We start from the raw sequence: 21,316 nt of genomic DNA, 5'->3' as shown, positions 1-21,316 counted from the left end.
AGTAGGCTTTTTTTTGGAATTGAAGTAGATTGTCATAGAGCAAATTCATCCATGGATAGTGTATAATGAAGGGAGAATAAACATTCAATCGTAAGTAAATAAACAGAAGGTTAGGATGTAAACCATGAGTATATTTTCAGCTGAAAAATTGTATAAAACGTATGGAGATAAAATCCTATTGAATCACATTTCCTTCTCATTTGCTGAAAAGCAAAGAGTAGGGTTAATAGGTGTAAACGGTACAGGAAAAACCACATTACTTAATGTAATAGCTAAGCTAGATTCAGTGGAAGAAGGAGCCTTTCAGCATGCTAAGGATTTTACTCTTGAATATTTAGCCCAAAAACCTTTGCTAGATGAAGCGCTTACGGTTTTGGAGCACATCTATTTTGGGGACTCAGACACGATGGTGGCTTTAAGAGAGTATGAACAAGCGTTACTAGAGCTTGAGCGAGATCCTGAAAATGAGGACAAAGTTAAACGCTTGCTTAAAAAGCAGCAGAAGATGGATCAGTTTGATGCTTGGGAAGCGAATACACAGGCTAAAACTATTTTGACCAAGCTAGGAATTACAGATTTTGAAAAGAAGATACAGGAGCTTTCAGGTGGACAAAAGAAAAGGGTAGCTTTGGCGAAAGCGCTCATTTCACCAGCTGACCTATTACTGCTTGATGAGCCTACGAACCATTTAGATCATGAAACGATTGAATGGCTTGAGGGATATTTAAGTCAATATCCTGGTGCTCTGTTACTTGTTACCCATGATCGGTACTTTCTTAATCGTGTGACGAATCATATCTTCGAGTTAGATCATGGTGATCTGTATGTCTACGAAGGGAATTATGAGGTGTTTTTGGAGAAAAAGGCTGAGCGTGAGGATAGGGAGGCTGCTTCCGAAAGTAAGCGTCAAAATCTGTTAAGACGAGAGCTTGCTTGGCTAAAACGAGGGGCAAAGGCCAGAACGACTAAGCAAAAAGCGCGTATACAGCGAGCGGAGCAGCTCCAAGAGCAGAAGGGTAAGGAGATCAACGATCCTGTAGAGATGAATATTGGCTCAGCTCGTTTAGGTAAAAAAGTACTTGAGCTTAAAGAAATAGGTGTTTCATTTGCAGGTAAACCACTATTTACTCCATTCAGCTATCTTGTGACTCCTAAGCAACGACTAGGGATTGTGGGGCCAAATGGGAGTGGTAAAACAACGCTCTTAAACATAATGGCAGGTCGGATAGAAACGGATGAAGGACAACTCGATGTTGGTGAAACGGTTAAAATCGGCTATTATACACAGGAAAATGTGGAGATGGATGAAAGTCTAAGGGTTATTGAGTACGTCCGTGAGGTAGCTGAGGTGATTCATACAGCTGACGGTGTAGCTGTTTCTGCTGAACAAATGCTTGAGCGATTTTTGTTCCCTCGTCCATCACAATGGAACTATATACAAAGGCTTTCTGGTGGTGAGAAAAGACGATTATATTTGTTGCAGGTCTTGATGCAGCAGCCTAATGTACTCTTTTTAGATGAGCCGACCAATGATTTAGATATACAAACTCTGTCTGTCCTAGAGGATTATTTAGAGCAATTTTCTGGAGTTGTGATTACTGTTTCACATGATCGGTATTTCCTAGATCGCGTTGTAGATGAGCTGATTACATTTGAAAAGGATACTCATGGGCAAAATTCCTTACACTCTTTTATGGGGAGTTATTCTGAGTATCTGGAAGCTAGTAAAGAGAGGAAAGAGCTACTTGAGGCTGATCGACGGGAATTAAAGAAGCAGACTCAGAAGGTAGAGTATGAGCAGGCTCCACCTGTAAAGCTTAAGCTAAGCTTTAAGGAACAGAAAGAATGGGATCAAATTGAAAGTGTTATTACTGAGTTAGAGCAAAGGCTGGAGCAGCTTGAACAGGAAATTATCCAAGCTGGAAGTGATAGCATGAAGGTGAACGAGCTTTATGAGGAGCAGACTAAAGTAACAGAGGAGCTAGAGCAAGCTATGGAGAGATGGACAGAGCTTTCCATGCTAATCGAGGAAATAGAAAAGAGAAAGACGCGTTAAGGATGTACATGCCACGATGAATTTTTACATCGTTCAGCAAAGGGAGAGGTCGTTTTTTCTATAAGCTTCTGTCATGCTGTCAGTTTATGCGCTTGCCCCGGAAATACTTTAAAGTATCATACCCTAGATAAAGAGAAGGTGAGCATGGAGTGCAAGAGAGAAAAGAGATATTAATTGGCACATGGTTTGGGATTGGGGCTTTTGTTGCTTGGGGATTACTCCCTATCTTCTGGAAGACGGTTGATCACGTCCCTGATCTAGAGGTACTAGCTCATCGCGTAGTATGGTCATTTGTATTTGTACTCATGATTCTGCTTGTACTAGGAAAAGGAAAGTCCTTTCTTTCGGAAGGTAAAGCTATCCTAGCAAAAAAGAAGGTTTTACTAGGGGTTTTGTTAGCCTCAATACTCATTAGCTTAAATTGGTTTATCTACATTTATGCCGTCAATTCAGGACAGATAGTAGAAACGAGCTTAGGCTACTATATTAACCCACTACTAAGTGTTTTATTAGGGATTTTAGTGTTGAAGGAAAAATTATCCTTCTGGCAGATGATCTCCTTTACTCTAGCCCTTATAGGTGTTCTTATTTTAACGTTTGGTTATGGTTCCTTTCCTTGGATAGCTTTTCTACTAGCTATTACATTTGCTTTATACGGACTAGCAAAAAAGCTAACAAATTTAGGTGCCATGACGGGCTTAACGATCGAAACTCTGATGATGACACCAGTTGCTCTTGTATTTGTTGTCTGGCTTCAGGTAGGCGGATCTGGTAGCTTTACTACCTTAGGTGGTTGGACTACATTCTTTCTTATGGCTTCTGGTGCGGTGACTGCTATTCCTTTATTGTTATTTGCTAGTGGTGCAAGGAGAATTCCATTATCCTTAATAGGGTTTTTACAATATATTGCACCAACTCTTCAGCTTTTGATAGGGGTTTTTATCTATCAAGAGTCTTTTACTAAAACACACCTAATCGCATTTTCATTTATTTGGACAGCTCTCATTATTTTTAGTGTGGCTAATACGAGCTGGATGAAGAAGCTTGAGCCGGCTAAGGCTTATCAAAGGAGGAAAAATCGTACTCTCAATTGATTAGGTTGATGTTTAATTGATTAAGGCAAGAAAAATGAGAAACTAACAGAACGAAAAAGGTGTTTATACCTTGTAGGAATAATCATAAAAGAGGAGGGATTACATGTCTGGTCATGTTCAGTATACGCTAGACTATGCCTTAGAGTTGGATAAACAGGATGAACTAGCTCCCTATCGTAATGAGTTTTACATACAAAGTGGGCAAATCTATTTAGATGGAAATTCCCTTGGTTTACTATCAAAAAGAGCTGAGAAATCGCTATTAGAAGTATTAGATACATGGAAGCAGAACGGGATTGATGGATGGACGGAAGGCGATGATCCATGGTTTTATTTACCGGAGGCTCTTGGAGGTAAAATGGCTCCTTTAGTAGGGGCGAAAGCTGAAGAGGTCATCGTTACGGGATCAACAACATCAAATTTGCATCAGCTTGTCGCTACCTTCTATCAGCCAACGAAGGAACGTAATAAAATTTTAGCGGATGATCTAGCTTTTCCTACAGATATTTACGCCCTACAAAGTCAATTAAAGCTGAAAGGGTATGATCCTGATGCGTATCTTGTGAAGGCTCCAAGCGTAGATGGGCACCTACTTAATGAAGAGGATATTATTGCCGTTATGAACGAAGACGTAGCTGTGATTGTATTACCAAGTATTCTATATCGTAGTGGACAAATTTTGGATATGGAACGATTAACTAAGGAGGCCCACAAACGGGGTATTTTAATAGGATTCGACCTTTGTCATTCTATTGGTTCTATTCCGCATCAGCTCAGCGACTGGGGGGTAGACTTTGCTTTTTGGTGCACATACAAGCATTTAAATGGGGGACCTGGAGCTGTAGGAGGCTTGTATGTTAACGCTAAACATTTTGGAAGGATTCCAGGGTTAACGGGCTGGTTTGGTTCACGCAAGGATAAGCAATTTGACATGGAGCATCAGCTTACACCTGCTGAGCATGCTGGTGCTTTTCAGATGGGTACTCCACACTTACTTAGTATGGCTCCCCTAATTGGATCGTTAGAGCTTTTTAATGAAGCGGGAATTAAGAAGGTTCGAAAGAAGTCTATAGCATTAAATGAGTATATGCAGCAGCTTATTGAGCATGAGTTGGGGTCGTATGGCTTTGAATTGAAAAGTCCTCTGAACTCTGAAAATAGAGGAGGGCACCTTTTCCTAGTACATCCTGAAGCAGCAAGGATTTGTAAGGCTCTAAAGGAGGAGCAGATCATTCCAGATTTTCGTTCTCCTAATGGCATTAGGCTTGCTCCTGTTGCCTTATATAATTCCTATCAAGATGTATGGCTTACGATTCAGAAGCTGAAAGAAATCATGAAGGAAGAAAAATATAAAAAATTTGAAAATAAGCGAGGAGTTGTCGCATAAAATGAGCAATGGATCTCATTCAACAAGTCAAAGCAATTTTGAACAAGGGTGGATAGACATTTCTCAGCCACTAAGTAATAAGCTTGCCCATTGGCCAGGAGATACTTCATTTTCCTATACATTTGCTACTAAGGAGCAAACGGGCTCTGTCAATGTAGGAAGGATGACAACAAGCTTACATTCTGGTACACATGTAGATGCGCCTTTTCACTTTTTAAATGAGGGAGCAAAGATTCATGAACTGGACCTTAATCTATATATTGGTCCTTGTCGGCTTATTGATATAGGTGATTCTGAGTTCATTAATGCTGATGCTCTATCTTCACATGACCTTAATGGGGTTACTAGACTATTAATTAGAACAAAGCTACCTAATAACCCGAATAGCTTTCCAGATTCCATCCCGCATTTTACAAAGGATGGGGCTGCTTATCTTGGGGAGAAAGGGATACGTCTCGTAGGGCTAGATTGTCCTTCTGTAGATGCATTAGACAGCAAAGAGCTTGAGGGGCATCATGCCTTACACCAAAATGGAGTCCATATCCTAGAAAATGTGATGCTGGATCAGCTTTCCCTTGGTGACTACCTTTTAATTGCTCTACCTCTAGCTATTCAGGATGGAGATGGTAGTCCTGTTCGAGCTGTAGTAAAGCCCCTTTAAAATGAAAAGGATTCTACTAATAGGGTAGTTTGAACAAATCACTATGTGAATGAATCAATTTAAGCGTAAAAGGAGCAATCATATGACGGAGCGTAATCGCCAAAAGCATGTATCACCAACAGAAAATGAGTCCAATATTCACACAGACTTTCTTCAAAACATGACGTATGGAGACTATTTGCAACTAGATCAAATCCTTTCAGGTCAAAAGCGACTTTCGGATCATCACGATGAAATGCTGTTCATTATTATCCACCAGGTCAGTGAGCTGTGGATGAAGCTTATTCTTCACGAAACGAAAGCGGCCATTGAATCTATTAAAAGAGATGACTTATCAACCTCCTTTAAACAATTAGCAAGAGTATCAAAAATTCAAAATCAAATCATCCAAGCTTGGGATGTTTTATCTACCCTTACGCCATCAGAATACATGGAGTTTAGAGATCATTTGGGTCAGGCTTCGGGCTTTCAATCCTATCAATACCGCTTAATCGAATTTGCTCTTGGCTATAAGACACCACATGTGTTAAAAATCTATGAAAAAGATCCTAAGCTCCTAGAGGTTTTAACTGAGGCCTATCACGCACCGGGCTTATATGATGTTGCTATTCAAGCTTTAGCTAAAGCTGGATTTTCTATTGACAGTGAGGTACTCAATCGAGATTACTCTAAAGCATATGAAGGGAATGCTAGCGTCAAAGAGGCATGGCTAGCCGTGTATAAACAAGTAGATCAAAATTGGGATTTATATGAGCTTGCTGAAAAGCTAGTGGATATTGAGGATTGGCTACAGCAATGGCGTTTTCGTCATATGAAAACCGTGGAACGTATTATTGGCTTTAAAACAGGAACAGGCGGTTCATCTGGTGTGCAATATTTAAAGAAGGTTTTGGATCAGCGTTTCTTTCCAGAGCTTTGGGATATTCGTACGGAGCTTTAAAATAAACGTATTCTCATATAAGTGATACATGTGATATACTTGAATTAAGTTCATAATATCGGTTGGAGATGATAAGGAGAGACCACATTTCACAAAAGCGAACAAGCTTGGTGTTTTGGGGTCTCTTCTTTTATTTATTTTGTGTTTTCATAGACTTTATTTAGTCATTCTTTGCAAGGTAGCATTGTATGATTATGAAGGTACATATACTTCTATTATCTCAGTCATAAGGTGAGGAGGAATGAGGAATGAAAGCTTTGGTAAAAGAATTTTCAAGCACAAAGCGGACGGAATTATTAGAGAGTATGGCAAGGAGTGTCCATGATCTCTTTATCATTGGTGGGGGAATTACTGGAGCGGGGATTGCCTTAGATGCAGCAACTAGGGGCTTAAGCGTAGCGCAGGTGGATATGCAGGATTTTGCTGCAGGAACATCCAGCCGTTCCACAAAACTAGTTCATGGTGGGCTCCGATATCTAAAACAATTTGAAATTCGTTTGGTAGCTGAGGTAGGAAAGGAAAGAGCTATTGTTTATGAAAATGCCCCTCATGTAACGACACCAGAATGGATGCTGCTCCCTATTTATGAGAACGGTACCTTTGGCAAATTCAGCTCCTCCATCGGTCTTCGAATGTATGATTTTCTTGCAGGGGTGAAGAAATCCGAACGTAGAAAAATGCTTTCTATAGAAGAAACCCTGAATAAAGTACCTCTGATTAAAAAGCAGGGGTTAAAAGGAAGCGGCTATTATGTGGAATATAAAACAGATGATGCGCGTCTAACAATGGAAGTCATCAAGGAAGCAGTGGATCACGGAGCTAAAGCTATAAATTATGCTGAAGTTACGGGTTTTGTATATGAGCATGACAAGGCAGTAGGAGTTAAAATCAAGGATGTAATATCTGACAAGGAATACACAGTGAAGGCAAAAAAAATCATCAATGCGGCTGGCCCATGGGTTGACGATGTACGTGATATTGATCGTTCTAAAACGGGTAAAACACTTAAGCTGACAAAAGGAGTTCATCTCGTCGTTGATCAAAGTAAGCTTCCTTTGAAGCAGGCTGTGTATTTTGACACACCAGATGGAAGAATGGTTTTTGCTATACCACGTGCCGGGAAAACGTATGTAGGAACAACGGATACGTTTTATAACGGTGATCCTGTACAGCCAAAAATGACTATAGAAGATAGGGACTACATCTTAGAAGCTATTCATTATATGTTCCCCGAGGTGCAGGTAAAGCTAGAGGATGTAGAATCTAGTTGGGCTGGAGTCCGCCCGCTTATTTTTGAGGAGGGGAAATCCGCTTCAGAGATATCAAGAAAGGATGAAATATGGACCTCACCCTCTGGATTGCTATCGATAGCCGGTGGGAAGCTAACGGGATATCGAAAAATGGCTGAAATGATTGTTGACCTAGTTATGAAGCAGCTAAAAGAGGAAGGAGCTTCTGAATACATAAGCTGTAGAACGAAGACATTGCCGCTTTCAGGAGGAGACGTAGGAGGATCAGCTCTATTTACTCGTTTTGTTGAGCAGAAATCGGAAGAGGCTGAAAGCTATGGATTTTCTAAGGAAGAAGGAGAGTGGTTAGCCAAGCTTTATGGATCAAATATCGATCTCATTTTTCAATTGAAAAATGAAGCGCACGACGCTACCCGTTTCAATCTTCCACGTGATCTTTTCTTTTCTCTTTTATATGGAATGAAATATGAAATGGTTATGAAACCAGAGGACTATTTTATTCGCAGAACAGGAGCTTTATTCTTTGATATCCAATCGGTAAGAAAATGGAAGGAGCAGGTTATTGCTTGTATGGCCTACTACTTAAATTGGAAAGAAACAGAGCTGCAGAATTACACTGAAAAGCTTGATCTGTATATTCTTCATGCGCAACAGCCTATAGCAAGTGATGAGGAGTAAATGGTGATATGAAGGGTGGCTTAATGGTGCTTATTGAGTATTATAATAATGGTAGATTCAATGGATGAATTTTTGAAGGAAAGGGAGACTTTAAATGAGCTACAGCACTTGGGACATAGAAGATAAGGTCAGCCAGGATATTAAAGGAGGACTAGATGCTTTTAGCTCGGAGCTTCGGCAATTGAAGCAGCAGGTACAAGAGCTTTTGACAAAGCTATATTCATTTGAAGGAGAAGATGGTTGTCATAAAGAGAGAAACATTGAGGAAGAGGGGATCGATATTGATCACAAATGTAGTGACATTGATGATATAAAGCAGCTCATTTTAAAAAGCCAAAGCTTATACACGAATTTTTATCAACTTTCAGAGACGGTAATCTGTTTGCGTTCGATAGATCAGAGCAATGAACGGTATGGTGCATGGATGGATGAGATCAATGTGATTTCAGGGATTTATCAAACGTGTAAGTCTGAAATAGATAAGCTATTGGCTGAGCAAAAGGAGGAGCAATTGGATAAGCTTTTATCATCAATAGATATGACTGAGCTTAAATTTATATTGAACGAAAGAATACAACAGCAGAGAAAAAAGCTTGCTCCAGAGATGGAAAAAGCGTTTCAATTAACAGAGGCCCCTGGCCTACACGCTTGGGGAGATTTATATGCCTTGATTAACAAAAAAGTGAGTAGTAAGTTGCTGGATCGTGTGATAGAGAAGGAGCCAGCAAACAGGCCAACTCTCAATACGATACGAAACTCTATCTACTATGGCGAGGATCGTCTGCAAAGAATTGAAACGTTTGAGCTATGGAAGGAAGTTTGGCAAGGTGAAGCAGATCTATCTGCAGCAGCTTTGAACCATATAGCTGGTTATCGTTTAAGCTTATATGAAAGTCGGGGCTATGAATCGATTCTTGAAGAGAGTCTACTTCAAAATAGAATAAGTGAATCATCAGTTACAGCTATGTGGCAGGCCGTAAATACATACAATCAGCCTTTAATTGATTATTTAAAAAGAAAAGGAGAGCTTTTTCAGACGGATAAGTTATCATGGTCTGATCAATTAGCTCCTTTGTCGTTGGGTGATGGGAAGCGAACTGAAATTGGATTTGAAGAGGCTATTTCCTTTATTACTAATCAGATTCAGTCCTTCGACCAGGAGTTTGCTGATTTCATTGTTATGGCAGCAGAAAAGAAATGGATCGATGCTAGAGTAATAAATACAAAATCCATTGGAGCATTCTGTGCCTCCTTCCCTAAGTGGGGAGAACCAAGGGTTATGATGAGCTTCTTTAATGACCTGCCTAGTGTTGGGGTTCTAGCGCATGAGCTTGGACACGCCTATCAGTATTCTTTAATGTACAATCAGCCTATGTTTTTACAGGATATTCCTCCAACTGTTGCAGAGCTTTCCTCTACATTAACAGAGACTCTTGTCATGAGACAAGCTGTCCATCAAGCTAGCTCAGTTCAAGAAAAAATCCAGCTACTTGATTATCAAATCATTCGGGATATTGGTACGATCTTGAATACGTATGTGCGATATTTGTTTGAAGTGGATTTTTATCATCGTAGAAAGCAGGGGTTTGTTCCAGTAGAAGAATTGAATGAGCTTATGCTAAATGCTCAGAAAAAAGGTTTTGCTGAAGTGTTTGATTCTTATGAACCTACGTTTTGGGCTTCTCTGCGTCATTTCTACATGACAAGCAAGCCCTTCGTTCATTATCCGTATACTGTAGCCCATTTATTAAGTACAGGCATGTATTCTTTATTAATGAAGGAGAAGAATGGAGGAGAACTGCTAAGAAGGATGCTAACCGATTCAAGTCGACTATCCGTTGAGGAAATAGGTCTAAAGCATTTAGGTGTCGATATTCAACAGGAAAGTTTTTGGAAAACGTCTTTAGATGCTGTGTATGAAAATGTGGCTCTTTTCCTAGAGTTAACTCACGATATGAAATAAAATGATCTCAACCTTTGATTGAATTCATTTGGACATGAAATAGATAGACTATTTCTTGTACTTGTCTCATATAAATTTCTCATATGCCATCTCATGAATTGCAAGTTCGAGATGTAGAGAGGGAGAGACAGCGTGAGTACATTGATAAAAGGTTCAATTCTACTTGTTTTAGCTGCGTTTATCGGAGAATGTTTGGAATTTGTTATCAATATGGTGTTGTCTAGGGAGCTCGGGGAGGAAGGATTAGGCTTATATATGGCCATCTTTCCAACGATTATGTTTCTAGCTGTTATTGCCAGTATGCAGTTACCCATTTCGATTTCCAAAGCAGTGGCTGAAAAGGATCAAGTGTACCATCGAGGAATGCTGCAGCATACGATACAGTTTATTTTTTACTTTACGATTGCTATGTTACTTGTCGCTTTAATTGTTTTACCACTTCTGCCGATTTTCCATAACTATCACCCGTTACTAAGATGGCTCCTTATACTTTTAGTACCATTGATTTCTTTTTCTGCTATCGCCAGCGGATATTTTATGGGTGCTCAGCACATGGGAAAAATTGCATTTGCTAATGTCCTAAGAAGAGTTGTTCAGTTGGTTCTGCTAATTTTCATTTTCCGCTTGTTTCATGTGGATACGGAGTTCTCCATTTTATTGGCTCTATGTGTTCTAATAGCTACAGAGTTTGTTGAATTCCTTTATCTGTTCACTCGCTTCATGCTAGAAATGAGAAAATTAAAGCAACAGCCCTCTTTACCGATTAGCAGAAAAACGGTACTTCGAGCATTGTTTGCCGTTTCTATACCAGCTACAGGATTACGTATCTTTCATGCCGCCTCTTTTGCCATCAAACCGTTTCTCATTCAAGCGGCTCTTATACGCTCAGGAATGTTTGAGGAAATGGCACTCATTCAGTATGGAAAGCTTGCTGGTGTTGCTTTTACCATTGGCTTTTTCCCTGCATTTATCGCTCATTCCTTACTCATCGTCTTGATTCCTATCGTCTCCGAAAAATATGCAAATAGAGAGCTTCCTGAGTTACAAAGTCTACTAAAGAAAATTCTTTTTGTCACCCTGCTCTACGCCATACCGGTTTGCTTTGTCTTCTATTTGTTTGCTGAACAGCTGACAGGATTATTTTTCGATGCTTTCTCTGCTGTTGGTTATTTAAAGCTATTGATTCCTTATTTCTTCTTTCATTATTTTATCATTCCTATGCAGGCTTTCTTAATAGGCTTAGGGCTTGTTAAAGATGCCTTTATTCACTCTGTCTATACAACAACCATATCGTTTATTGCGATGTTTGTACTAGGTTCTATGCCACAGCTTCAAATGAGTGGTATAATTATGGGAATGAATGCGTCAGCTGTTTTGCTATCTATCCTACACTTTATCTCTATCCGAGGTCGCCTGGCTCAGCCACAGAGCTGGAAGCTGTCTGAGCTGAGGCTTAAGCAAGCAAAGTTGAGTAAGCAAAACTAGGAAAGCAGCTGATAGAAGTTGATTTACTAGCCGTATGGCACGGTTGGATAGCTAAGAAAAGAGATAAGAAAACGAGCTAAAGATACATGAAGGGCGAAAGAATAGGGGACATAGATTATATGAAGCTAGTATCATGGAATGTAAATGGTTTAAGAGCATGTGTGAACAAAGGGTTTATGGAATATTTTAATGAGGTGGATGCTGATATTTTCTGTGTCCAGGAAACAAAGCTTCAAGAAGGGCAAATCGAGCTCATGTTTGAACAAGAATATGAGCATTACTGGAACTATGCACAGAAGAAGGGCTATTCAGGGACGGCGATCTTTACGAAAGTAAAACCCCTTTCTGTCAGCTATGGTGTAGGGGATAATGAGAGTGAGGATGAGGGAAGAATCATTACCCTAGAGTTTGACAAATTCTATGTAGTCAATGTATATACCCCCAATGCGAAGAGAGATTTATCACGACTTGAGTATCGCTTGCAATGGGAGGACGACTTTCGCCAATATTTGCAGGAGCTGGATACGAAGAAGCCTGTTATTTTATGTGGTGACTTGAATGTAGCCCACCAGGAAATAGATATTAAAAATGCTAAATCAAACATGAAAAACTCAGGCTTTACTCCAGAGGAAAGAGGAAAGATGACTGAGCTCTTAGGCGCTGGTTTTATTGATTCTTTTAGAGCTGTTTACCCTGATCGAGAAGAAGCCTATTCATGGTGGTCGTATATGCCAAAGGTCAGAGAACGAAACGTTGGCTGGAGAATTGATTATTTTATTATTTCAGAGAGATTGAAGCCTTATCTTAAGGGAGCCGAAATTGATAGTCATGTGTTGGGTAGCGATCATTGTCCTGTGCTATTGGAAATGGATCTATAGTCACGATCTATTAATCATGATCTATAGTTACTCCGTCAGTAAATGAATGGTTAATATGTAGATGTTTAAATGTATATATTTAGTCTATCATTAGACGTTTAATGGATGAGAATATCTATTGGACGTCTTTTTTTGTATGGACATATCAAAAGAGAGGGAGACTAATAAGAGCGTTGCTTGAGTTAGGCAGAGATTAGATGTGTTAAAGAAGAGTGCATTTCTAAAAGCGAAAGAGGAGAGTGTTATGCCAGAACTACCTGAGATGGAGAATTATAGGATACTTCTTTCTCAAATAATAGTGAATCAACGGATAGTTAGAGTTCAGATTAATCGGGAAAAATCGATCAACGTAGAGGTGGAACGATTCCACAACGCTATCAGTCATCAAAAGGTAATTAGAATCGAACGCAGGGCAAAGCATCTTCTATTTAACTTAGAGAATGGAAACATTCTTTTACTACATCTTATGCTTGGTGGCTGGATGTACTTTGGTTCTTATGAAGATAAGCCTGACCGAACGGTTCAGATTCAATTGACCTTCCCAGAAGGGGAGTTATACTTTATAGGATTACGTCTAGGCTATTTACACCTATATCCCAGCCAAATGGCGGTAAATCAGAAGCTTATAGAATTAGGGCCAGAGCCTTTGGAGAGTGGCTTCACTCTATCCTTTTTTGAAAGCTACATTCAAGGCAAACGTGGGCGATTAAAAACCGTTTTGGTTGATCAATCATTCCTTTCAGGTATAGGAAACTGTTACTCAGATGAAATCTGTTTTGCCGCTCAGCTGCTTCCTAAGAGAGATATCGCTAAACTATCAGACCAAGAGATAAAACGCCTTTACCATTCCATTCAAAAGGTGCTAACAGATGCTACAGCTGGTGGTGGATATATGGAGCACCCGCTATATAAATCAGATAAACAAACTGGTGCTTTTGATGAAAGGTGTATGATTTACGATAGAGAGGGGGAGCCTTGCCAAAGGTGTGGGAGTCCTATCGTTAAAGAAATGCTTTCTAGTCGAAAGATGTTTTTTTGTGTAGGTTGTCAGATTTAACCTTTTAGACAAAATACATAAGGGATTATATTTTATATGAAGATGAAAAATTAACATAAGAATACTATTTTTTCACATTAATTTCTATTTAATGGACATATATAGGCGTAATTAGCGCGAATTAGTTATTAATTAATGAAAATTAAAGAATAATCTAAAAAATAGGTTGAAAGATTTTAAGAAATATGTTTATAATTATATTGCACAAAAAATGGAAGGGGATTGATAATATGAGAAAATTTACAAGTAATCTTTTTATTGCAGGTGTTTGTATCATTTTATCACTTTCAATCATTCCAATGAACTCTGTTAAGGCAACAGGTAATAGTCAAGTTTGGTGGACTGATTTGCCAAGTTCAGGTACTGGAGGGAGTACAGTAAGAAATAACTCTATAACAGGATGGGTTGCAGAAAACTGTGGTGGTGTTTATGATATAAGATATAATTTTTCTTTTGGTTCTTATAATCAAAATAGTTTTAGATTAAATAGCCATAGTGTTTTAATTACTTCCATAAGTCAAGGTGGGGTATTGGGTGGTGCGTCGCTCTCCTATAATCTCGAAGATTCAAATACTGTTGTTTATAATACTGATATAGTCGGTGTTCGTTTACAGCAAGGTAGAACTTACACATCTAATTGGAATAGAACAATTCCACTAGGATCAACTAATAGGGGAGTACAAATACAAGTTAGTACAATATCCGGTCATGATTCAAGTGTTTATGTATGTGGTACTGAAGACAGTATGTCATATCTAGTGGGTAGAAGTAATTTAGCTAATAAAACTGCTGAAACAACTATTTCAAATGAAGCTTTGTCATATGAAGTCGTAGCGCAAAAAGAGAGTTTTTCAAATGCTATAAGTAACGACTATTATTTAGCTGATGAACCTAAAATTGCTGGTGGTGCAATTTTAAACCATTACAGAGATAGAGAATCTGGTGATTTATTGGTAGTTGCAATCCAAGAAACTCCAATAGAAATAAGTAATCTTGAAGAAAATGATTTTTCTGCTAAAATAGACGGAGAATTAAACTATGAGTTTGCTATTAATAGAAATCAAGATGGGGAAGAATTATCTGTTATTAAATATGAGAACGAAGGAATATACACTTTGGTTGTCTCTAAATTAGGTCAGGAAAAGTTACTAGAAGTTATTAAAAGTGCTTATTAAGTTCCAGTTAGAGATAAATTTAAATAAATTTTTGAAGGGTAGCTCATAAAAGTTATTAAACTTATCTGAGCTACCCTTTTTGTTTAAAATATATTTTTTTATACAATCAATATAGTATAAGTTTTTGAGCTAACTTGAATCTTTTTCTAGATACCAATTGGCTTGTGCTTGATACATTCTGTGATACTCACCCTGTAGATTCATAAGTTCGGTGTGAGAGCCAGATTCTACAATTTCACCATTCTTCAGTACTAGTATTTTTTCTGCTACTTTGGCTGAGGCCATACGATGAGAAATATAGAATGTAGTTACATCTTTAGTTGTGCTAAGAAACTGTCTAAATAATTCGATTTCTACCAGTGGATCAAGTGAAGCGGTGGGTTCATCAAGAAAAATAATCTGAGCATTTTTATATAATGCACGAGCTAATGCGATTTTTTGCCACTGACCGCCTGAGAGCTCATATCCACCTTGAAAAAGTCTACCTAACCGAGAGCTATATTGCTTAGGCAAGTTTCTAACAAAGGAATCAGCTCCGCTCTTTTCACTGGTGTTTATTATTTGTTGTAGTTGATCAAGCTTAGAAATATTTCCAAATCCAATATTTTCCTGTACAGTAAATTGGTATTTCATATAATCTTGAAAGATACCTGTCATCTGATCATAGAGTTCGTTTGTTTTAATCTTCTGTATATCGATGTCATCGATTGTAATGGTCCCTTCATAATTGTTGTAAAGCCCCATTAAACATTTTACAAGTGTTGATTTACCTGAACCATTTTCACCAACTATAGCTATTTTTTCACCTGGTTTTACAGAGAATGAAATGTTATGTAATGCTTTTTTTGATGAATGAGGGTAATAAAAGCTTAGGTTACCCACATTTATCCCTTTTTGAACCTTTGAGGGGAAGCTCATTGTTTTTTCTTGTTCATTGTTTTTATGTAAAGTAGGTTCGTAATAATTCAAGTATTTAAATAAATCCTCTACGTATAGCTGATTTTCATAAATTCTCGCCAAAGTACTTGCAATCATATTGATGGTGCTTTGAGCACCTTGAATAGCTTGTCCCGTTGAAACAAATTGTCCAACGGCAAGAAACCCTCTACTAATCTGTGAGATCAATAACAGCGAGGCAGCAACATATAATAAGGCGCTAAATAAGTCAATTAAGATAAAGGCATAATATTCTCTTCTTGCAAGTCTGAGTGTCTGGGAGTTATTCTTTTTAAATAAAAAACTCCATTTTTGTAATAAAAATTCGCCAAGCCTGAACAACCTAATCTCCTTTGAAGCCTGACGAGTATTTAATAGTGAAGTTATATAATTAGCCTCTCTGGCAGCGGGAGTTTGATTCCGCATTAAATAAAACTTGGCAGAACCAAATTTTGCTTTAATAATTAGAATGGGAATGAAGGCGATCAAGCTTATTACAACTAGCCCCCAATGAATAGTGGCTAGAAAAATTACGTAGCTGCTGATTGAAATGATATATTTTAAAACATCAAGTGTAGCTTTAATGGGAATCATTAAGCGTGTTCCAATGTTGCCGTTTTTAATTCGATTTTGATGATCATAAAATTGAGATAACTCGAAGTAGGAGAAGGGTACAGTAATTGATTTGGTAGAGACCTTTTTACTTATCTTGTAATCTAATCTTACTTCTAAATGAATGGCAAGTATGGAGTCTACATGATTTAAAATCGAGATCAGTACAGATACAGCAAATTGTAAAAGGAGAAGGAAAAGCACAGACATATATTCTACAGATTCACCTTGAATAAGTTCAGTTACTTGATTAATAACCTCTTGGACAATAAATAAGGTGGCTAATGGTGAGATTCCAAGAATTATCTTTATGATTGTACTTAGAAGAAACAATGCTTTACCATATTGCCATACTAGGGTAAATAGGTTTTTTAAATATACTAGTTTCATATGTATCTCCTAATAACAGAAAAATGTCAGAGTATAGCCCTGACAGCTTCTTCTTAATTATATTCTTCACATGAAGAAAGGAGTCAGGGCTTGTACCCTGACTCAGGAATCACTAATAGCATTCACAAAAATTGTATGTGTTCCCACTATCGAATCTACATGTCATAGTTGTAATTGGAATCCCACCGTGATGGTAGCCGCAGACAAATATTGTACATTCACAATATGATGCCTCGACAGACTCTTCATTATAGTTTTCAAACTCCATTCATTACACCTCCTTTAAGAATAATTTTTGAAATTAATGAGGTAATTAGACTAAGATGTGAAATATTGTTTCACTTCACAATGGAAGGAGAAACCGCATTTAATACTTCAGAAATTTAAAATGCTTTTAAAAAGTAAATATCTAATAACGATTCTAAGCAGACATTAAAATATCAAAATCATTTTTGAAGTTTACCAGCCCTTTATTAATAACGTTCCCATTTGAAGATAAGTAATAGGCAAAAGGAAATCCAGTGATTCCAAGTGAAGGCAAATCATTTTGGGATATTATAGTAATATGATCTGTAGGAATGTCGTATTGTGCGCTAATTTCTTTTGCCTGATCTTCTGTAGCTAACATAAAAATTTGAATGATGACTCCTGTTTTTTCCTGTTTGAGTGTATTAAATAATGGATATATTTGATGACAAACCTTACAGCCATAGCTTCCAAATAGTACAATATAATTTTTTTTCGATGTATAATCAAATGCTTTCATGTCTAGGTTTTTATAGTTTTTGATGGGGAGAAGTGATCCTTTAGCAATACCTGCAAAACTTTTGGGTAGCTCTTTTTTGTTTAACTTAGCAACTGCTTTGAAGAGCTTTATTAACATATATGAATTGCATAAGACCAAAATCCACAATATAAAGAGGGTCAAATAAATAGTTGTATTCATTACTTAATCTCCTTGTTTATTTTAACTCGCAGGCTTGTGTATGTATGTAAAAGAGAGTAGAGCATTATAAGTCCAAGTGAAGTTGTTGTATAACTAAATATCTCAGATAGACTGAAAGTTGAATTCATTGAATTAATATTAATGATCAAATACGTATTAACGGATAGAATGATAAAGATTCGGATAAGTGTTGAATACCCCAGCTTTTCGTCTGTTAAGGAACCAAAGCAATTGCATTGGACTTCCTCCTCGGAGCGGATAATCTTTACAGTCTGGAAAAGAAAAATAATAGATAAGAGATAGACTAAAGATAAACCAAAAACAACTAATGAGTTAATCCAAAGTAGGATGGAGGCAATAATTTCAAAAATGATAAGGGTTCCGAAAGCTAATGAAAGGAGTTCTTTTCTTATGCCAATATCTTTAATGGTATTGATGAAATTTTGTTTATCAACGATTTTTAATAAGGCAGAGAAAAAGAATAGTATACTAAGGAATATTCTTGAGAATAATATCCAATCCATATGAAACCTCCTATAAGACATATCGAGTGAGAAGCAAACATTTAAAAGTAACGGTTATGTGGTGTGCACTTTCTAAATAAAATATCTGATATAGCATTCTTTTAAATGGAATAAACTATATTAAATTCCTTTAAAATAACAAGTTAAATAATCACAAAATTATAATATGATAGCGTAAAATATTTTGTGTAAATGAATAGATAGAAAAAGGAAGACCTTTTCTTGTAGAATTAAGTCACCACAACAAATTCACAGAAAAGAGGTCTTCCCTATGAATCAGTTTACAACAGATATCATTGAAGCTCTAGTCAAAAAAGAAGATATTAAAGAAGTTTTTCGCATTCACTTAGAAGCGGCTGTTAACACATTGCTCCAAACGGAGTTAACAGCTTTCCTAGACTATGAAAGGTACGACCGAATTGGATTTCATTCAGGTAATTCTAGAAACGGATCCTACTCCCGCAAACTCCACACGGAGTTTGGTGACTTAGAGATTAGCATCCCTCGTGATCGTAATGGTGAGTTTAAGCAACAAACGGTTCAACCTTATAAGCGCTCAAACGACACCCTAGAGGCGTTTGTCATTCATATGTTTCAAAAGGGAGTCACAATGTCCGAAATCTCTGATTTGGTTGAAAGAATGTACGGGCATCACTACACACCACAGACCATTTCTAATATGACTAAAGCGGTAGGGGAACAAGTAGCTGCTTTCAAATCACGTTCTTTAGCTTCTCGCTACGTATGTGTCTATCTTGATGCAACTTTTATCGCTCTGAAGCGTGACACAGTCTCTAAGGAAGCGGTGTATATCTCTGTGGGCATCCGAGAGGATGGATCCAAAGAAGTCCTTTCTTTTACGATTGCTCCGACGGAGTCAGCTTTTGTCTGGGAAGAAGTATTACAAGAGCTTAAAGAACGTGGAGTTGAAGATATCCTCCTTTTTATTTCAGACGGATTAAAAGGTCTTCGGGAACGCATCTCTACGGTCTTTCCTCGTTCTAAGTATCAGTCTTGTTGTGTCCATGCCGCACGGCATATTGCTCACAAAGTTCGAGTAGCTGACCGTAAGGATATCTGTGCCGATTTTAAGCGAGTATACCGAGCTGATTCACGTCATGAAGCGCAAAAAGAACTAGAGGTATTCATCAGCAAGTGGCAGTCAGCCTACCCTAGAGTGACAAAAGCTCTGAGCGATAATCCTTACTTGCTTACGTTTTATGACTTTCCTCGTGCCATTTGGCGTAGTATTTATTCGACTAATCTTATTGAGGGGTTAAATAAAAATATTAAGAGATACAGCAAAAGGAAAGAGCAGTTTCCTAACGAAGAATCTTTAGAGCGCTTTCTTGTTTCCCTATTTGAGCCATACAACCAAAAATTCTCCGCTCGATGCCATATTGGGTTTGATCAAGCTCGGGCAGAGCTAAGTAATATGTTCTCTGAAGAATAAATACATATCCATTTTACAAGAAACGGAAATCTTCTATTTACACAAAATTCTTGACGGTACCTATAATATCATAGATTTCGACAAAATAAAATCATAATTTTAAAAAAATAATCATAATTTAAATTCTTTTATTGTAGAAATAAAAAAGCTGAACTAAGATCATCTTAGTTCAGCTTTTTTAATTGTTATTACTCAGAAATGTACACGTTTTGAAGTCTGAAGATACCGTTAGGAGTAACCCAGAAATCATGAACACTATCACTGATACCAGTTAAAAGAATTGTATAGTGAGTATACACCATTGGTGCAATCTCAACAAGTCTTTCTTGAGCTTCTTTGTAAATTGCTAAACGTGCATCTGGATCAACTTCTTGGCGACCTCTGTCTAATAGATCATCAAGTTCTGCATCCGTTAAGAATGTACGGTTACCAGTAGAACCATGGTTTTTAGAATGGAATAAAGCGTACATTGCATAGTCAGCATCGCTAGTTGGAGTAGACCAACCAAGGATAAACATATCATGCTTACCAGCTGAAGTGTCTTCAAGGTATGTTGCCCACTCAACAATCTCAACAGATACATCAATGTTAAGTTCTCTTAGTGCAGATTGTAGGTATTCAGCCGTTTGGACACGTGTAGCAGAATCATTTGTCCAAATCGTAGTACTGAACCCATCAGCATATCCAGCTTCAGCTAATAGTGCTTTCGCTCCTTCAATATCGTACTCAAGTGGAGTAACAGAAGCATCATATCCTAATACACTTTGAGCAAGTGGTCCTACTGCTGGAATCCCTGCTCCATAAAGAATACCATCAATGATTTGGGCTGGATCGATCGCCATAGAAATAGCTTGACGAACACGAACGTCTGTAAATGGTTCTTTTTGAGTGTTAAATGCAATGTAAGATAAACTTGTTTGTGGAGTCTCATTTAAGCCAGCGTTTGGTAAACCTTGAATACGTGTAATATCACTTGGTTGCATTTGTTCAGCAATATGAACATATCCAGTTTCAAGTTCAGTTAAACGAGTTAATTCCTCACCAACAACTTTAAAAGTTACAGAATCAACCTTTGCATGTTCTCCCCAGTAATTGTCGTTACGAACAAGCTTAACTTCTTCACCAGTAGTCCAGTAATCAAACTTGAAGTAACCTGTACCTACTGGATTAGAACTAATGTGTGAACCAGGGTTTTGCCCACTAGCTACAGCTTCTCTATCTTTTTCGATAGCATCTAAGCTGATCATTCCACCAGCACTATGTGCTAAGTGAGGTAAAAGTGGAGCAAACGGATACTCAGTAACAATTTGAACCGTATACTCATCAATAACATTTACTTCAGTAACCATTTCATATAAGAAAAGACGTTGTGAAGCTGTTGCAGGATCAAGAATACGCTCAATATTAGCTTTTACAACCTCAGCATTAAAATCAGTATCGTCATGGAACTTAACACCTTGTTTGAGAGTGAACTCAAGTGTAAGCTCATCAATTTGATCCCAGCTTTCAGCTAATAAAGGCTGAAGCTCATCATTTTCATCGAAATAAACAAGTGATTCATAAATGTTATAAGCTATGTTACTAGAAGGAACATCATTAGAAGTATGTGGATCAAGTCCAACAATTTCAGATTTAGTGGCAATAATTAGATCCCCACCAGTTGTTTCTTCTACTACATCGTCTTCTCCAGTAGCACTATCATCTGGAGCATTTGTTTCTGGTGCTTCAGATGAACCACCGTCGTTGTTTGAGCATGCTGCTATTAATACTAAAGATAGAAGTAATAATAGGCTCAGCATCCAAACGGATTTCTTTGAACTTCTCATTCAAA

At 37.8% G+C, this 21,316-nt stretch carries 16 protein-coding genes; 12 read left to right on the top strand and 4 right to left on the bottom strand.

Translation table 11 applies throughout. From position 1 onward, the window contains the following. Positions 1-124: 124 nt before the first annotated feature. The 11 genes from J2S11_RS17485 (at position 125) to J2S11_RS17435 (ending at position 14,624) form a co-directional block, all read left to right on the top strand. Positions 125-2,056: an ABC-F family ATP-binding cassette domain-containing protein gene (locus J2S11_RS17485; protein WP_307396731.1), complete on the top strand. Its 1,932-nt coding sequence runs from the start codon at positions 125-127 to the stop codon at positions 2,054-2,056. A gap of 149 nt (positions 2,057-2,205) precedes the next feature. Then, a complete protein-coding gene (gene rarD, locus J2S11_RS17480; RefSeq protein ID WP_307396729.1) occupies positions 2,206-3,150 on the top strand; it encodes an EamA family transporter RarD in 945 nt (314 codons plus the stop codon). A gap of 103 nt (positions 3,151-3,253) precedes the next feature. After that, positions 3,254-4,537 (top strand): kynureninase, encoded by a 1,284-nt coding sequence (gene kynU, locus J2S11_RS17475; protein ID WP_307396727.1) that lies wholly within the window; start codon positions 3,254-3,256, stop codon positions 4,535-4,537. Position 4,538: 1 nt separating this feature from the next. Continuing rightward, on the top strand, positions 4,539-5,198 hold the full coding sequence (gene kynB, locus J2S11_RS17470; RefSeq protein WP_307396725.1) for an arylformamidase: 660 nt from the start codon (positions 4,539-4,541) through the stop codon (positions 5,196-5,198). Between the two features lie 82 nt (positions 5,199-5,280). Beyond that, on the top strand, positions 5,281-6,138 hold the full coding sequence (kynA, locus tag J2S11_RS17465) for a tryptophan 2,3-dioxygenase (RefSeq protein WP_307396723.1): 858 nt from the start codon (positions 5,281-5,283) through the stop codon (positions 6,136-6,138). A gap of 248 nt (positions 6,139-6,386) precedes the next feature. Then, positions 6,387-8,066: a glycerol-3-phosphate dehydrogenase/oxidase gene (locus J2S11_RS17460; RefSeq protein ID WP_307396720.1), complete on the top strand. Its 1,680-nt coding sequence runs from the start codon at positions 6,387-6,389 to the stop codon at positions 8,064-8,066. A 94-nt stretch (positions 8,067-8,160) separates the two neighbouring features. Then, complete coding sequence (locus tag J2S11_RS17455) at positions 8,161-10,029, top strand: M3 family metallopeptidase (RefSeq protein WP_307396718.1); 1,869 nt, start codon at positions 8,161-8,163, stop codon at positions 10,027-10,029. 132 nt (positions 10,030-10,161) lie between these two features. Next, positions 10,162-11,514 carry an oligosaccharide flippase family protein gene (locus tag J2S11_RS17450; RefSeq protein WP_307396716.1) on the top strand — a complete coding sequence of 451 codons (1,353 nt, stop codon included), beginning with the start codon at positions 10,162-10,164 and terminating at the stop codon, positions 11,512-11,514. A gap of 119 nt (positions 11,515-11,633) precedes the next feature. Beyond that, positions 11,634-12,392: an exodeoxyribonuclease III gene (locus tag J2S11_RS17445; RefSeq protein ID WP_307396714.1), complete on the top strand. Its 759-nt coding sequence runs from the start codon at positions 11,634-11,636 to the stop codon at positions 12,390-12,392. 244 nt (positions 12,393-12,636) lie between these two features. Further along, entirely contained in the window at positions 12,637-13,449 is an 813-nt protein-coding gene (locus tag J2S11_RS17440; protein ID WP_307396712.1) for an Fpg/Nei family DNA glycosylase, read from the top strand. Between the two features lie 230 nt (positions 13,450-13,679). After that, positions 13,680-14,624: a hypothetical protein gene (locus J2S11_RS17435; protein WP_307396710.1), complete on the top strand. Its 945-nt coding sequence runs from the start codon at positions 13,680-13,682 to the stop codon at positions 14,622-14,624. Positions 14,625-14,753: 129 nt separating this feature from the next. On the opposite strand, the gene J2S11_RS17430 is transcribed toward J2S11_RS17435, so the two are convergent. The 3 genes from J2S11_RS17430 to J2S11_RS17420 form a co-directional block, all read right to left on the bottom strand. Next, a complete protein-coding gene (locus J2S11_RS17430; protein ID WP_307396708.1) occupies positions 14,754-16,562 on the bottom strand; it encodes an ABC transporter ATP-binding protein in 1,809 nt (602 codons plus the stop codon). A 421-nt stretch (positions 16,563-16,983) separates the two neighbouring features. Further along, positions 16,984-17,508: a TlpA family protein disulfide reductase gene (locus J2S11_RS17425; protein ID WP_307396706.1), complete on the bottom strand. Its 525-nt coding sequence runs from the start codon at positions 17,506-17,508 to the stop codon at positions 16,984-16,986. Next, the gene (locus J2S11_RS17420) at positions 17,508-18,032 is read right to left on the bottom strand and encodes a MauE/DoxX family redox-associated membrane protein (protein WP_307396704.1); all 525 of its coding nucleotides are present in this window, start codon (positions 18,030-18,032) and stop codon (positions 17,508-17,510) included. The genes J2S11_RS17425 and J2S11_RS17420 overlap by 1 nt, the downstream gene beginning before the upstream one ends. 271 nt (positions 18,033-18,303) lie before the next feature. Between J2S11_RS17420 and J2S11_RS17415 the strand changes: the two genes are divergently transcribed. After that, positions 18,304-19,485: an IS256 family transposase gene (locus J2S11_RS17415; protein ID WP_307396702.1), complete on the top strand. Its 1,182-nt coding sequence runs from the start codon at positions 18,304-18,306 to the stop codon at positions 19,483-19,485. 188 nt (positions 19,486-19,673) lie between these two features. Here J2S11_RS17415 and J2S11_RS17410 read toward each other — a convergent pair whose 3' ends face one another. Further along, positions 19,674-21,311, bottom strand: coding sequence for a glutathione ABC transporter substrate-binding protein (locus J2S11_RS17410; protein WP_307396700.1), 1,638 nt, complete (start codon positions 21,309-21,311; stop codon positions 19,674-19,676). Positions 21,312-21,316: the final 5 nt, after the last annotated feature.

This window comes from Bacillus horti, assembly GCF_030813115.1.
Lineage (GTDB): Bacteria > Bacillota > Bacilli > Caldalkalibacillales > JCM-10596 > Bacillus_CH > Bacillus_CH horti.
Note: the sequence above shows the minus strand (reverse complement) of the source record. Positions and strands in the feature narration are given on the sequence as shown.